At 43.5% G+C, this 14,642-nt stretch carries 19 protein-coding genes; all 19 read left to right on the top strand.

All coding sequences use genetic code 11. From position 1 onward, the window contains the following. Positions 1–535: 535 nt before the first annotated feature. The 19 genes from ACQY4U_RS15555 to ACQY4U_RS15465 all read left to right on the top strand — a co-directional run bounded on the left by ACQY4U_RS15555 (position 536) and on the right by ACQY4U_RS15465 (position 14,603). Positions 536–1,210: a hypothetical protein gene (locus ACQY4U_RS15555; RefSeq protein WP_428330363.1), complete on the top strand. Its 675-nt coding sequence runs from the start codon at positions 536–538 to the stop codon at positions 1,208–1,210. A 200-nt stretch (positions 1,211–1,410) separates the two neighbouring features. Next, positions 1,411–1,695 carry a hypothetical protein gene (locus tag ACQY4U_RS15550; RefSeq protein WP_428330362.1) on the top strand — a complete coding sequence of 95 codons (285 nt, stop codon included), beginning with the start codon at positions 1,411–1,413 and terminating at the stop codon, positions 1,693–1,695. Between the two features lie 228 nt (positions 1,696–1,923). Further along, entirely contained in the window at positions 1,924–2,229 is a 306-nt protein-coding gene (locus tag ACQY4U_RS15545; RefSeq protein WP_428330361.1) for a hypothetical protein, read from the top strand. 30 nt (positions 2,230–2,259) lie between these two features. After that, entirely contained in the window at positions 2,260–3,231 is a 972-nt protein-coding gene (locus ACQY4U_RS15540; RefSeq protein WP_428330360.1) for a toprim domain-containing protein, read from the top strand. 294 nt (positions 3,232–3,525) lie between these two features. Then, on the top strand, positions 3,526–3,813 hold the full coding sequence (locus tag ACQY4U_RS15535; RefSeq protein WP_428330359.1) for a hypothetical protein: 288 nt from the start codon (positions 3,526–3,528) through the stop codon (positions 3,811–3,813). Positions 3,814–4,181: 368 nt separating this feature from the next. Further along, positions 4,182–4,592, top strand: coding sequence for a plasmid mobilization protein (locus tag ACQY4U_RS15530; RefSeq protein ID WP_428330358.1), 411 nt, complete (start codon positions 4,182–4,184; stop codon positions 4,590–4,592). Position 4,593: 1 nt separating this feature from the next. Beyond that, complete coding sequence (locus ACQY4U_RS15525) at positions 4,594–5,808, top strand: relaxase/mobilization nuclease domain-containing protein (RefSeq protein ID WP_428330357.1); 1,215 nt, start codon at positions 4,594–4,596, stop codon at positions 5,806–5,808. Positions 5,809–5,876: 68 nt separating this feature from the next. After that, a complete protein-coding gene (locus ACQY4U_RS15520) occupies positions 5,877–6,500 on the top strand; it encodes a ParA family protein (RefSeq protein WP_428330356.1) in 624 nt (207 codons plus the stop codon). Between the two features lie 8 nt (positions 6,501–6,508). Further along, a complete protein-coding gene (locus ACQY4U_RS15515; RefSeq protein WP_428330355.1) occupies positions 6,509–6,901 on the top strand; it encodes a hypothetical protein in 393 nt (130 codons plus the stop codon). Continuing rightward, positions 6,898–7,245, top strand: a complete 348-nt coding sequence (locus ACQY4U_RS15510) for a hypothetical protein (protein ID WP_428330354.1) — start codon at positions 6,898–6,900, stop codon at positions 7,243–7,245. Before ACQY4U_RS15515 ends, ACQY4U_RS15510 begins: the two co-directional genes overlap by 4 nt. Position 7,246: 1 nt before the next feature. Next, complete coding sequence (locus ACQY4U_RS15505; RefSeq protein ID WP_428330353.1) at positions 7,247–7,576, top strand: DUF4134 family protein; 330 nt, start codon at positions 7,247–7,249, stop codon at positions 7,574–7,576. Between the two features lie 43 nt (positions 7,577–7,619). Beyond that, positions 7,620–7,934, top strand: coding sequence for a DUF4134 domain-containing protein (locus ACQY4U_RS15500; protein ID WP_158993902.1), 315 nt, complete (start codon positions 7,620–7,622; stop codon positions 7,932–7,934). Beyond that, complete coding sequence (locus tag ACQY4U_RS15495; protein ID WP_428330352.1) at positions 7,931–8,236, top strand: DUF4133 domain-containing protein; 306 nt, start codon at positions 7,931–7,933, stop codon at positions 8,234–8,236. The genes ACQY4U_RS15500 and ACQY4U_RS15495 overlap by 4 nt, the downstream gene beginning before the upstream one ends. Further along, entirely contained in the window at positions 8,208–10,667 is a 2,460-nt protein-coding gene (locus tag ACQY4U_RS15490; protein ID WP_428330351.1) for a TraG family conjugative transposon ATPase, read from the top strand. Before ACQY4U_RS15495 ends, ACQY4U_RS15490 begins: the two co-directional genes overlap by 29 nt. Before the next feature lie 17 nt (positions 10,668–10,684). Next, entirely contained in the window at positions 10,685–11,353 is a 669-nt protein-coding gene (locus ACQY4U_RS15485) for a hypothetical protein (RefSeq protein ID WP_428330350.1), read from the top strand. Continuing rightward, a complete protein-coding gene (locus ACQY4U_RS15480; protein ID WP_428330349.1) occupies positions 11,350–12,006 on the top strand; it encodes a hypothetical protein in 657 nt (218 codons plus the stop codon). The genes ACQY4U_RS15485 and ACQY4U_RS15480 overlap by 4 nt, the downstream gene beginning before the upstream one ends. A 6-nt stretch (positions 12,007–12,012) precedes the next feature. Continuing rightward, positions 12,013–12,684, top strand: coding sequence for a hypothetical protein (locus ACQY4U_RS15475; RefSeq protein WP_428330348.1), 672 nt, complete (start codon positions 12,013–12,015; stop codon positions 12,682–12,684). Between the two features lie 70 nt (positions 12,685–12,754). Beyond that, a complete protein-coding gene (locus ACQY4U_RS15470; protein ID WP_428330347.1) occupies positions 12,755–13,477 on the top strand; it encodes a hypothetical protein in 723 nt (240 codons plus the stop codon). A 10-nt stretch (positions 13,478–13,487) separates the two neighbouring features. Further along, positions 13,488–14,603, top strand: a complete 1,116-nt coding sequence (locus tag ACQY4U_RS15465; RefSeq protein ID WP_428330346.1) for a plasmid transfer protein — start codon at positions 13,488–13,490, stop codon at positions 14,601–14,603. The last annotated feature ends 39 nt before the right edge of the window (positions 14,604–14,642 follow it).

Below are 14,642 nucleotides of genomic sequence, written 5' to 3'. Positions count from 1 at the left end.
AGGTATAATTCCCTATTTTAAAATTTAGGTTAAAATCCCTATTTTTAAATAAAATCGGGCGTTAGATTTTTGCTTATTAATTAATCTTTAACACAAACATGAATGTCAAAGAAATGAAAAAGCAAATTACAATGTCAGGAAATTCTAACGATTCGACGATCAATGAACTGTTTTTTAAAACTGTAGAGAGTAAAATATTAACTTTACAGCAACTTAATACTTTACGAAATTGCGATAGTTAACATACACATTTAACCGAATTCCCCATACACGACGCTCATCGCTAACTGAAAACTGGTAATTTTTAAAAAAGTCGAAAAGCAAGTGGATGCCCGTAAAAGCGCGGGCTTGGCTTGTTCTGACTTTTTGGGTATACCAGTGCCTCAGTTACAAAACCTGTCCTTGCCCGCGCTTTTCCGATCAAAGTCTGCCTCTCTTACGTTAGTTTCAATGATTTTTGTGAGGGCAATTTAGACAATATTTTCACGCAGACTATTTTAATTAACTGATTGGTAATTATTTGTGTAATGTTTATATGCGTACTATAGAAACAAAAGGTTATCCATATGCATGGCTGGATGAAATAATAGAAGTAACATTAAATCCGAGTAAGACAAATCTGTCAGCCATCGAGTCCCAACAGTTGAAGTTTATTGAAAATAAATTTAACAGCGAATTAGGGGAAGTTTTAAAAATGTTAAAAGCTAATACTTTTTATGTTTTTTCTTCAAAAAAGGTAAAAGCAATAGTAATTCAATATTATCAGGCGCTATGTTTTCTTCAGCGGCAAGCGCTGGCCAATTTAGAAGCTTATCCATCTGACCATCCTATAATCTACACCGGCGAAAATTTGCTGCAATATCTGCAAGATATTGAGAGTGCATTTAAGTTGAGGTATGGTATTTATTTAAAAGACGAAATTACCCCTCCTTTAGAAAATGCTGGTAATGAAAATACACCTAAATTAATTTGCCGTTTAAGTGTAGATCAACTTGCAATCATATTTCGCGCAGCTGACGATGCAAAACTCATAATAGCAAGTTCTATCAGTATAATATTCCGGCGAATCGTTCCATTTTTGGCAACAGAGAAAAAAACAAAAATCTCTTGGAACAGCATGCGAAAAAGTACTTATCAAATTGAACAAAGCGATAAAGACATCGCAGTTGCAATTTTGGAGAAATTGATTGATAAAATTAAACACTATTGATAGGTAACCAACTATCTATGAAAAAAAGCCCCTGATCCAGGGGCTTTTTTTTTGCCCCTGGCGAAAAACTTTATTTTTTTTAATTTTGTATTTATCTGATTATCAATTGGGTACAAGGGGTACAATTCGGGTACAAGAAAAAGTTGAACTTTTTGACCCTCCCAAATCCCGTTTGATTTGCATCCATGATTACCAATGGGATGACAACAGAACCAGCACGACTGGCCCGTATTTTACTTGAAGCTGTTAACGACGGAACTGCCAAAGTTCTTTCCGATTCAACTATTCAAAAAGAGCGGGTCAGTAAATCTGAAGCCTATCGCCTATATGGCCGTAGCCAGGTTGACCGCTGGATTGCCGAGGGGTTATTCAAACCTCTCAAAGGCCAAATCTTCATTTCCTCTTCAGGTATCGACCGAAACAAACTGGAAGCTATTGCAGCAACCAGCAATCGGGGCACTTATCTGCCTGTGGCAGAGCGGTGATCAACTGCCAAAAGCATTGGCAACTGGACGTTGTTTGACATATAGAGATGAAGCATTACCCTGTTAAACACAGGGAATCAGGCGAAGCGGAGATCGTATCAAAAGTGAAAACGCCTGGGCAGGCGACGGCCCGTATCGTAGGATATGACGTGAGTAATCTCGAAAATAGAAAAACCTAAGTATATATATATACTAAAGGTTTTTAAAGGGGCGTAAGCCCCTTTTTTATTGGAACAAAAATTCATTCAAAACAACAAAATGGATATTCAAATTTCGCCTCACCATCTTAAACTAATCGTCCAAAAAGCTGCTGAAATGGGCGCAATACAGGCCTTAACCAAAGCCGGAAAATTAAAACCGTATTTAAAGAAATCGGAAGCATTTCGCAAATACGGTCGCGCCAATATTGAAAATTGGGCGCTAACAGGTTTAATCACGATCCGCAAAGACGGTGGCAACTCTGCCGGCTGGCGTATTGATCGAATGGAAGTCGAAGCCATCGTCAATTCCATTGAACTCCTACGCTTCCTGTAAAGTATAGGCAATATTAAAATTGAAAATCAGATGAATACATTAATTAACTACAATGCCCAGGAAATTAAAGAACAGGTGTCTCCTGTTGATTTTTTATCGCGGCTGGGCTATTATCCGGCTTATAAATCCGGGAAAGAGTTATTTTACTTAAGCATGCTTCGGGAAGAAAGCACACCATCTTTTTGTGTGGACGATAAACTCGGCGTTTGGTACGACTGGGGTGGCGCGAATTCCTCCGGGATCAAGGGAGGAAATGTTATCGATCTTGCTTTGGCTTATTGGTATCCACTTGGCTTTAAGGATGTTTTAGAGAAGATTAACGAGGTATGCAATATAGAGCCTGGCATAATGCAGACAGTCAGCCGGGAACATATAAGGCCACGAAAAGCAACTAAAATTCCAAATTATAAGATTTTGGAGATCAAGGAACTCGGAAACAACCCGGCAATTACAACATATTTGCAAACCAGAGGTATATGGCCGGTTGCACATCAGCATTTGAAGGAAGTTTATTACTACATCGAGGATGAGAAAAAACTCCGAAAGCACTTTTTTTCCGCAGGCTGGAAAAACGAAAATGGTGGCTGGGAGGTCAGCAATCCATATTTTAAAGGATGCCTCGGCCCCAAGGGATTAACCATTATTTCAGGTGACTCGGATCGTGTCGCATTGTTTGAGGGAATGACAGATTACCTCAGCTGGAAGTTTGAACAACAAGACGATGGCGAAACAGTGATATTATTGAACGGAGTAACATTTATCGAGGCAGCCATCAAACGGACTGCCAACTTCAATAATAGAACTATCTTTTTTGATAACGATGAAGCTGGGGAAGATGCAAGCAGAACTTTTCAAAAAGCCTATCCGCTGACACAAAACGGCGCATCTTCTTATACCGGTTTTAAGGATTACAATCAAAGACTGGTTTCTGAACTGGACAACCTGTACCGTCTTCCGGTCGCCAGCAACGACAACCGTTTTAAAGCTGGTATTCGCCGGTAACTCCCGTATAGCCATATATACTAATATCCCGCTATTCATCTATTTGGATAGGCAATTAGTTACATAAACGCTTAGTCGTTTATACCGCTATAGGAATAACTGTTTAGGTATTTATTCAAATAATCAGCTATCTGCTTATTTAAACATAAAACTATTTGGCTAATCAACTAATCATCTATACCCATAGGCAGCTAATTAACTATAGGTATATCTGACTAATCAGATAGTGAAATATGAGTATAGGTACATATACAGCTTTCTAAATAACCATTTATTTATATAATTATTCAACGTATGGAAATTACAATCACATGGACAAAGATCATTGTCCTTACCATTAGCTATTTTTCAGGCCGGTACTTATATTTTAGTTTTCTGAAATATTATACGGGATGTCCATTCCCCTTTGACCCTACAGAGTTTTATGAAACATCCTCTTATGAAAAAGGCTGGAATATGGGTTACATTCATGGTTCACATAAATACAAGATTAGATGTGAAAAATATCGCAAGCAGATTGCTGAAGTCAAGGAAAAGTACAGCGTTACCTATGCAAAGCTCAGGTCATTGGAAGACCAATAGCTGGATTGATTCCCGATTTTGTTTTCTTTTTGCAAGCCTAAGCCAATTCGCAATTATTTTAAAGCTTGATTTTTTCTGTTGCCTCTTTCGCCGGGTAAAGCGGGATTCTAAATACAACTCAAGCGATTAAATCGGCCTCAAATTTTATGAGTTAACCCGGCCCTATTTACAGGGCTTTTTTATTTCCTGAACATAAACTTAGTTGCATATACACTTAGCTGTATATACCGCCGCCGGTTTGTTTTCCCATCGGCAAGTTGTGTTTTTGGGTACCCCAAAAACTTACTTGCCCATTGCCGCAAGGCGGCATGGGATGGGAATACCTGCGCAACTTGGTTTTCCTCTTAACAGCAAGCTCATTTAACCAAATGGCAAAATCCCCAAATAAACCAGGAAGACCGGAAAAGCTGACCGGCAAACGAACGAAGATCATTAAAGCCAAACTGACTGAAGATGAATTTAACCAGTTGCTGATTATAGAAAAAACTTTAGGGATTAACCGCATGGAACTCATCCGGACAAGGGTTTTGCACCAATCTCAAAAGGTTCTGGTTAACAGCAGCACCTTGTTAAAACAGCTTGACCAGCTCGGTGGTGAAATGGGCCGAAGCGGAAATAATATCAATCAGCTTGCCCGGCATGCCAATGTCCTGCATAATCACGGGCTGTTAACCGAAAGCGTAGTCATTGAATTTAATAAACTCTTCCAGGATTATATCCGCATTAGAGGCGATACTGAAAAAACGCTGGGGCAAATTATCCGCTTAATCAAAGGCTGAAATGATCGTCAAATTTTTAAGACCAGCTACGACATTTAAGGGCGTTGGCTACAGCTTTGCTAAAATGCTTCTGGATAAAGGGGAACTCATGAAGGTCGGTAACTTCCATGCGCTGGAAGGCCTGTCCAACCCACGACCGGAAGATTATGTCAATTACCTCGAAGCCGTTACCCGGCAAAGCAAACGTATCGTTTATCCGCAATTGCACGTCGCCCTATCTACAAAAGGCCAGGATCACAGCAAACAGGAACTTACGGATATTGCCGAAAAATGGTTGACAGGAATGGGTTATGGCAGCCATCCTTATTTAATAGTTTTCCATAAGGACACCAAAAACAACCACGTACATATCGTTTCAACCCGGGTCGGAAAGGACGGCAAAAAGGTGAAAGATAGTTACGAGCATATCAAAGGTTATCAGGTTTTGAACCGGGTAATGGGACTTAATGAATCAGCGCAGGTAGTAAAAGATATAAACCAGGCGTTAGGTTACCATTTCAGTTCAAGGGCGCAATTAATGATGCTGCTCGAAGTAAAGGGTTACACTTTAACGCTGAATGACGGACAATTTCAAATTTCCAAATTTGGCAAAATACAGGACAGTTTGCCTGTCGAAAAGGTTGACAGGCGTATCGCAGGTTACCAGCAAAATAAAGAGCGCTTGCAGCAGTTGCGGGCGATTGTCGAAAAATACCGCCCCGAATATGATCCTGATCTTTATCCTGAAAAAAGTAAACTGGCAGGTGGTGCTGAGGGGAAAACAACTGGCTATCATTCCAAACTAACGGATATGCTGCAAAACGACTTTGGCCTGCAAATCTTTTTTCATGCAAAAGGCACTAAGCCGCCTTATGGCTATACAGTAATAGACCATTCAAAAAAGACAGTTTACAAGGGAAGCGACCTGATGCCTTTGGCCGAATTTATCAAACCGTCGCAGACACAGAACACTAAGTCACCTGTACCGGATGTAATTGCAATGCCTCTATTTCCGGAATCCGGGGATTTCGACACAACGCAAATTTTGATGGATGCACCTGACGAATATGTGGCTTTCGACGATGCCGGAACTTACCAAAGCGGATTTACCGGATATGACCCTACCGGCGTTTATGTGCCTCCCTTACGTATTGACATTGCGGATGATATTGATGACGAACAGATCAATGGCCGCAACCGGCGAAGAAAACGCAAATCAAGAACCAATACCAGGTAAAAAAACGCGGCCATCTGTCCATTGCTTTTCAAAACTAACAACACCTTAAAAATCATTTAAACTTCATTATGATCATACTTATCGGCAACCAAAAGGGCGGAGCGGGAAAAAGTACGCTTACCCTGCTGCTGGCGAATTACCTCACTACGGTACATCAGCATAAAGTGACTATCCTTGATATGGATTACCAGCAATCCATTGCGGCCAAAGCGGAAAAAGCTAAAATACTCGAGAATGAACCCCTTTACGAAGTAGTACCAGTCGACCTGAGCCAATTTCCCGATTTACTCCATGTTATCCTTAACAACAAGCAGGATATTGCCATTCTGGATATGCCGGGCAAAATGGATGACGATGGCCTGATACCGGCATTAGGGGCAGCTGATATTGTCCTTTGTCCTTTTGCCTATGATGAATTTACCGTGGATTCTACGCTTTTATTTGCCATGGTCGTCCGGCAGATCAATAACAGGGCACCGTTAATCTTCATTCCAAACCGTATCAAACAAACGGTCAAATATGAAACACAGACTGAAGTTGAAAAGGTGATCCGCGAATTCGGTGTCATCATTCCTGCCATTCCTGACCGCATCGACTTTCAGCGGGTAAGTACGTTTCAAACCCCGCTTATCCTTTATCCGGTCATCTTACCTACACTCAAATTGCTTTATGAACAATACCTGTTTAAATAGGAGGCCAAATGACAGCGATACGATCTCTGGCAGATGAGCTTAGGGAAAAAATGCGTCAGCAGACAAGCGAAACTGAAAATGGTGAACCGGAAATCACAGCTCCCGCGAATGACAGCATCAGTAAAAAAGCCAGTAAAAAGAAGGCGGGTAAACCGCCCCCCGAACAACCACCCCCTGAACTGGAATCCTTATTGGCTGACCTGCTTGCGTATGAACTGACCGGAAACGAGAAACTGCTGATCCGGCTGGATAGCCGCACTGTATTTATGCTCAAGCAACTTAAAGTCATGAAAGGCATCGATATGAACAAGCTGATCGCCTACAGCATCGAAGCCTTTTTTAAAGAACGGCCCGAATTAATTAATTACATCAAAGCATCCCTGCAAACCATTGAATTATGAACTGGAATCATTTTATACTATTGCTTACCGGCATTTATCTGGGCTACTACGCCATAAACATTTTAGCTGACCTGTACCTGAAAAAGAAACCGCCCGGCGAAGAATCGGATCAGGAAGTCCTGTTTTTTTCCGAAGACGCACAACCGGAGATCATTATTTACGATGACGGGCCGGAACAGGCGGTAAACGCAGCACCCGCATCAGGGCAGGATTCTCCAGCACAGGAACCGGCACAGGCTTATCCATCCCCGGTATTGGAATCAACCGGCGCGGTCACTTTAAAAGGGCTGATGCGGGTTGCTCAGGCAGGCTTGCTGCAATACACCAAATCTATACCCTATTGAGATGAAACACCAATCATTGATTTTAAAGACGGCCCTCGCCGTCTTTTTTTTTGCCTTTAATTTCCCGGCTTTCGCCCAGGACCCGCCCGGCATAGATGATTTTAATCAGGCTACACAGCAAATGCACAGCGTGTATTTCAGCCTGTCCGATCTCGTGCTGGTTATCGGCGCGCTAACTGGTATCATCGGCGGTTTGCGGGTCTACACCAACTGGCAGATTAGAGGCCACCGGCACCATCACCCGATTGATGCCCAGGTTATCGGCTGGTTCGGTTCCTGCCTGTTCCTGATACTCGCAGGCATCTTCATCAAAGCCCTTTACGGGATTTAACAATCCATCATTTTTTTATTCACCCTTTTATTTTTTAAGTTTTATGACAGTAAAAAACAAGAAACTGTTAGCAGTAGCTGCGTCCGTAACTTTGGCGGCACAAGGCGCATTCGCGCAAACCGGAGGCGGTACAACAGGCATTAATGCCGCCACTTCCTCCCTTACCAGTTATGTAGACCCCGTTTCGACACTTTGCCTTGCCATCGGTGCCGTGGTCGGTATTATCGGCGGCGTCCGGGTTTACATCAAGTGGAACTCAGGGGATCAGGACATCAACAAGGAGATCATGGGCTGGGGAGGTTCCTGCCTTTTCCTGGTTTTGGTTTCTGTAGTCATCAAGGCCTTTTTCGGGGTATGATGCGCAAGTACGCAATTTATAAGGGGCTTCAAAAGCCCCTTATTTATCGAGGCTTTAAAGGCAAATTCATTGCCTGGGGAATCAGTTCGCTGGTTATCGGACTGGTTTCAGGAGGCATAACCGGCGCACTAACAAGCATGTATTTAGGCGGTGCTGTTACCATCATCACCATTACTGGCGGACTGTTTTACACTTTCCAGAAACAGAAAGGCGGCCTACACTCCAAGTCACGCCATAAGGGCGTTTTTGTTCACCCCGTCAATTTTCAATCCCATGGCATCCCATCAGAAAAACTCCTTTGAACTGCCGTATGCGGGTATAGACCAACATAACGGGTTAAGCTTGTTATACGGCTTGCGCGGCGATTACTCGGTTATTTTTAAAATTCACAATCCGGTACTGCAATATGCTGCTGACCCGGACGGCTACAACAGTTATCATAGCCTGCTGCTTAATCTCGTTAAAATATTAGGCGAAGGTCATATCATCCAAAAGCAGGATGTTTTTTGCCGGAAACAATACAAAGGGAAACCCGCTGCCGAATTTTTGCAGGAGAAATATCACCAGCACTTTGAGGGAAGGGAATACACAGCTATTTATACTTACCTCGTCATTACCCGGCAGATTAAACGCAATGCTTTTTATGTTTTCGATCTAAAAGCACTTAATGAATTCAAACAGTCGGTGCTTAAAACACACGACCTGTTGTCCGGCGCTGGCCTGCAGCCAACCCTGTTAGAAGAAAAAGACATTCAGCAATATGTCAAACGGATATTGGGTATGTCGTTTTCCAGTGACCTGATCACCCTGGATAACTTACTTTCGCTTGACCAGGAACTCAAAATGGGTGGCCGCACGATCCGCAGCATCAGCCTGATCGATACCGACCTGATAGATTTGCCTGAGCAAGTTGCTACCTATACCGAAAAGCAGGAAGGCCAAACCAAAAGTACGCTGCCGGTAGATAATTTTAGTTTCCTGCATACGGTGCCTGGTTATGACTGCATCATCTTTAACCAGGTGCTGGAAATTCCGCAGCAAAGGGTAACGCTGAATAAACTCGAACTGAAACGCAAACGTCATTCCGGTGTACCCGATCCGGCGAATAATTTATGCGTTGAAGACATCGATCAGTTATTGGCCGATGTAGCCAGGGATAACCAGTTACTGGTCAATGCACATTTTAATATTATGGTCTGCGCCCAGGATGACCGGATAAGCCGGGCAGCCAATTATATAGAGGCCGCCCTGTTCCAGCAAGGAATTATCCCCTCCAAAAACGCCTATAACCAAATGGAACTTTACCGCTCTGTATTACCGGGCAACGCGGTCGAATTACAGAAATACGACTGGTTCCTGACCACCTCTGATGCAGCCCTTTGCTTTTTTTTCAAGGAAGCCCTGCTGACCGATGACCCGTCCGACTTTTTGATAAGGTTCACTGACCGGCAGGGCATTCCGGTAGCAATTGACCCCTCAGATCTGCCAATGCGGCAAAACAGGATCAGCGCAAGAAACCGATTTTGTTTAGGCCCCAGCGGCTCGGGTAAATCTTACTTCATCAATTCCCTGACTGAGCAATACCTCCTGTATAACATGGATGTGGTAATCGTAGACACCGGACATTCTTATTCCGGACTTTGCAGTTATTACAACGGCAAATACATTACTTATACTGACAAAAAGCCTATCACAATGAATCCCTTCCAGATCACGGAAGCGGAATACAATATCGAGAAAAAGGACTTTTTGGTTACACTGGTCAGTTTGCTTTGGAAAGGAGCCGAAGGTATTGTCACCGCAGTGGAAAGGGATGTAATCTCCAACGTGATCAGTGCTTACTATAATTATGCTTTTGAAGAAGAAGATTACCCATTTTGCTTTAACACATTTTATGAATTCGCTCTTAAAAAAATACCACAGATCAAGCAGGAAGAACGTATACCCTTTGATGTGGACGAATTTCGTTATGTATTAAAAAAGTTTTTCCTCGGCGGCGAATTCCAAAGCATTCTGAATGAAGCAGCAGACGAATCATTGTTTACCGAGCGGTTCATAGTGTTCGAAATAGATTCGATTAAAGAAAACCGCATTTTATTCCCTATTGTCACGCTCATTATTATGGATGTGTTCATCCAGAAAATGCGATACCGTTCTGATCACCGCAAGTGCCTGATCGTGGAAGAAGCATGGAAAGCGATTGCATCACCCTTAATGGCAGGTTATTTATTGTACTTGTACAAGACTGTTCGCAAGTTTTGGGGCGAAGCAATTGTGGTTACCCAGGAACTCGGTGACATTTTAGGGAACGCGGTCGTAAAGGATAGTATTTTAAGTAATTCAGATACCATCATGTTGCTTGACCAATCACGGTTCAAGGATAACTACCAGGAAATTGCCAAGCTTTTATCCCTTTCTGAAACCGAGCAAAAGAAAATCTTCACCATCAACCAACTGGATAACAAGGATGGCCGGGGAAAATTCAAAGAGGTTTATATCCGCAGGGGAAATACAGGCGAGGTTTATGGCGTAGAGGTATCCATCTTTCAGTATCTGACATACACAACAGAAAAGCCGGAGAAAAGTGCTGTAGAAAAATACGTAGCTCTTTTCCATGATTATCCCGCAGCATTAACCGCCTTTGTAAATGACCTGCAAACATCAGGTCTAAAGCTGGAAGCTTTTGTGAAACAAGTGAATAAGCATGGGCCGCTATCTCAAAATGCGGCTTAACCATTAAACTCAAAACTATGAAATCTTTATTTTTCGTAATCATCCTTGCGGCAATTAGCGCCGCGAAAGTTTCAGCCCAGGCAGTCTACGTCGACCCAACCACGGCAGCGGCAATGGCTGTGCATTCGGGCATCATCAATGGGCAGTTGAATACTACTAATAACAAACTAACGCTAATCCAAACCGGCCAGCTTGCCGTTACAGGCCAGTTAACCGCTGTTAATTCCTTACAAAAGGATATTTATAAAGGGTTAAGTCAGGTATCCTCTATCATGTCAAACCTTTTGGCTATTAAAGATATTGCCGAGATCAGCAGTGATATTGTAACCGACGTCAATAAAGCGGCTACCCTTGCGCAAAGTGATCCGGTGTTATTGCTGTTTGCCCAGCAGGGTGCAACTGAATTTAAAACCAGGGCTACAGCGCTATCAGCTGAGGTAAGCACCTTCATATTACAGGGTGGACAGAGCAATTTAATGGATAGCGGTGAAAGGGCCAAGCTGCTGAACCGCATTGTCAGCGAATTATCTATTATAAGAGGTGTGGCCTACGGCATGTACCGAACAATGTATTATGCCAAAATGCGCGGTATCCTGAAATCGCTGAATCCATACTCCGGCTTTATCAATATTGACCGGCAGATTGGCGATAACATTATTCAAAACTCCAAAACCCTGAAGCAATGAAAAAGCTGGTTTATTTAAGCCTCGGTCTGTTGCTGCTGGTAAAAATGGGTTACGCCCAAACCAATGTTGAACTACTTGACCAGCTGGTTACCGAAAGCCAGTCAGAACACGACCGCCAAACAACCGCACGAACAAACCAGGCAACGGTAACAGCGAATGAGGACGTGAACAAATCACAAATGACCACCCTGAAAACGACCTACCGTAATATCCAAAGCCGCTTTCATACGCTCGGCCTGGTGATTGATGCGGGTGAGATCGGGCTTGAAGCCATGCCGCTCGTTAATGAAATTGTCAGTCAGCAAAAACTGATTGTAGCGCAATGCGAGGGCAATCCCATTTTGATCCTGCTGGCCGTTAATTCTGAAACTGACCTTGCTGATCAGGCAACCCTTTTAACGGAATATTGCGCCGGGCTGATTTTAAGTATTGGCGACGTAAACCAAATGAAGGCCAGTGACCGCAAAATGCTTTTCAGTTATGTAGTCAGTGAATTACGGCGTATAGACGGTGCTTCACGCGGATTACTAACTGCCATTACCAATTTTAACAACCAACTCCATTCCAAATCGGGCAACCCGTTCAGCAGTTTTATCAACCAGGATAAAAATCTGGTTGATGACATTATGCGGAACGCTAAAGCCCTTAAATGAAAACCCATGAAAAAACTTTTATTGATGGGCTTAACCCTGTTTATTACAGGCAGCCTGAAAATCTACGCTCAAACCATCATTTTTGATCCCCAACATTTTACAATTGTCAACGAGAATGGCCTGACAAGAGAAGCCGCAGAAAATACGCACCAAAATTCGCTGAGTAAAATCAAGCAGGATTTGGACAATATTAATCTTAACGTCAGTTCAGTTGTACTGGTACAGGATATGATCCACCAGGCTCTTGTCACCGTTGATGGAACGTTGAAAGACGGGCTGGCCGTTAAGCAGGTCGCCAAAATCATCAGCGATATTACTTCCCAGTGCAATCAGATCACAGACCTCGCCAAAGGCGATCCCTTACTGTTATTATTCGCCCAGCAGAATGCGGAGCAAATGAAAACACGGGGTATCAACCTCGTATCCGAAGTATCGTCTTTCATTTTAAAAGAGGGCGATAACGTGTTGATGGATTATGAAAAACGGGATTTTTTACTGCGCAAAGTAATCCTTGATTTACAGGTCATGCGGGCGCTTTCTTACAGTATTTACAAAACCATGTATTTCGCGAAACTGAATGGCGTAATCAAATCAGCTGACCCATTCCAGAGTTTTATCAATCAGGACACCCACCTGGCTGACCAGCTGTTACTTCGTTATCAACTATTAAAACAATAAGCTTATGATTAAAAGAATTGCGATCATAGCAACGCTCTTGCTATGCCTGGGCAAATACAGTTTTGCCCAAATGTATGTCAACGATCAGTCGGTCAGATACCAGCAGGAACGTATGGTATTTAAACAATGGAACCAAAATGATTTTACGCCGACACATGGTTTCCTGTGGCTCAATCCGTTATACTGGTTGACCTGGGCCTGGTTTCCCAATTACCATAAAACCGACCTGCGCCCGCTCGGTCCATCAGGCCCGCAAACCCAGCGGCTGGCGCTTGCTGCCGCCATGCAGAACACGGACAATGCTTATAAATTACAGTCCGATACACTGCGTAATACTGCTGTTTCCGAGGCGGTCAACTACTCTGGCCTTATTTCGTCGGCTGATCCCTTATGGATTTTATATTACAGCAAGGAATTTAAGGATTTGCTCAACCAGCAGGATAGCCAGTTGTTAGGCGGCGTATCCGCCAAAGTGCAAAGTTACCTCGTCAGCAGCGGAACTTACAGCTGGTACCTCGAACAATCGCACATCCTTGCCGAAAGGCTCAACACGGCGCGAACGACAACCCTCGACCGGGGTTCACGGATATTAACCTATTACCGTTTGCTGGCGGAATACCGGCGACTGAATGCCGCTTGGGCGACTAAAAAACAGCAGGCTGGCACTTTCCTCGCGTTAAGCGAAAAGGCTAATAGTTTAAAATCACCTGCCACAACACCCGTCACCATCCCGTCCGGTTATAAATCAGACCAGCAGATTGCGGACGAAATATTAGCTAATTACAAACTTTAAACGCTTATTTATGCTCGGTATATTATTACAAGTCCAGCCGGTCAGCGTATCTGATTCGTTTAAGGACACTTTTAATTTTTTACAGGGGAACGGTGTTTATGAGGATGGCATGATGCACTTTCTCCAGGCCATGAAAGCCAGCATTTGGGGACAGTATGACACCTTCATTGCGGATGCACAGGCGCTGTCCGCTATTTTTATGATCATCTTTTTTTCCCTGAAAGCATACGAAATGATGTCGGGTGATAAACAACTGGAGGTCATGCCGCTGCTAAGGCCATTCGGATTAGTGATGGTCATCCTCTGGTGGGGAACGTTTACAAAAGTCGTTGCATTCCCGACAGACATCATTGAAAGCAAAACCAACGCCCTTTTTAACGGCAGCGAAACGCAGTTAAACGACTTACGGGTACAAAGGGCGCAACTGATGGTCACGGTCGCCGACTCATTAATGAGTATGCAGGCGCAAACGGAAGTTGCCAGTAACGAAGCCACTACATGGTACGGCAAGGCGTGGGAGTCAGTCACCTCCGCAGTGAAGGATGGTTTTGCACAAATTTGGAACCCGATAATTGAACTCAGGAACCGGCTGCAGGTTGGTTTGCAGTTACTCGCCACTTCGCTGCTCGAAACCCTTGCTATCTGGATATTACGGATATGTGTCTACATCATATTTTTTGTGCAGATCATATTTTCCACGATACTTATCATATTGGGGCCGTTTTCGGTAGCCGTCAGTATCCTGCCAGCTTTCCGGGATTCCTTTACCACCTGGGTGGCGCGGTTTATATCCGTTAACCTTTACAGCGGGATAGCCTATCTCGTCCTCTATATTGCAACACAATTCCAGCAATTTGCAATGGAAGCCGAGATTACCCGTTTCCAGCAGTTACTGGATACTTCGGGTAACACGATGGAAAAGCTAAGCTGGTTTGCCTCTAACGGGATTTTATCCTTTGGAATGGTCATTATTACCTTTTTAATAGGCGGCTTAACTATGTTGACAGTACCAAGCATATCCACCTGGATTGTGTCGACATCAGGCATCACCTCGGCAGCTTCAACAATGGGGCGCGGTGCTTCCAGCCTCGGCGCAACGGTTACACGCATGATTGCTAAGATTTAATAACCTCTTTATTAACCATTAAAAGCTGCCCCAACAAGG

It is taken from the genome of Mucilaginibacter sp. (genome assembly GCF_965277465.1).
Taxonomy (GTDB): Bacteria; Bacteroidota; Bacteroidia; order Sphingobacteriales; family Sphingobacteriaceae; genus Mucilaginibacter.
This window is presented reverse-complemented; position numbering and strand designations above follow the sequence as displayed.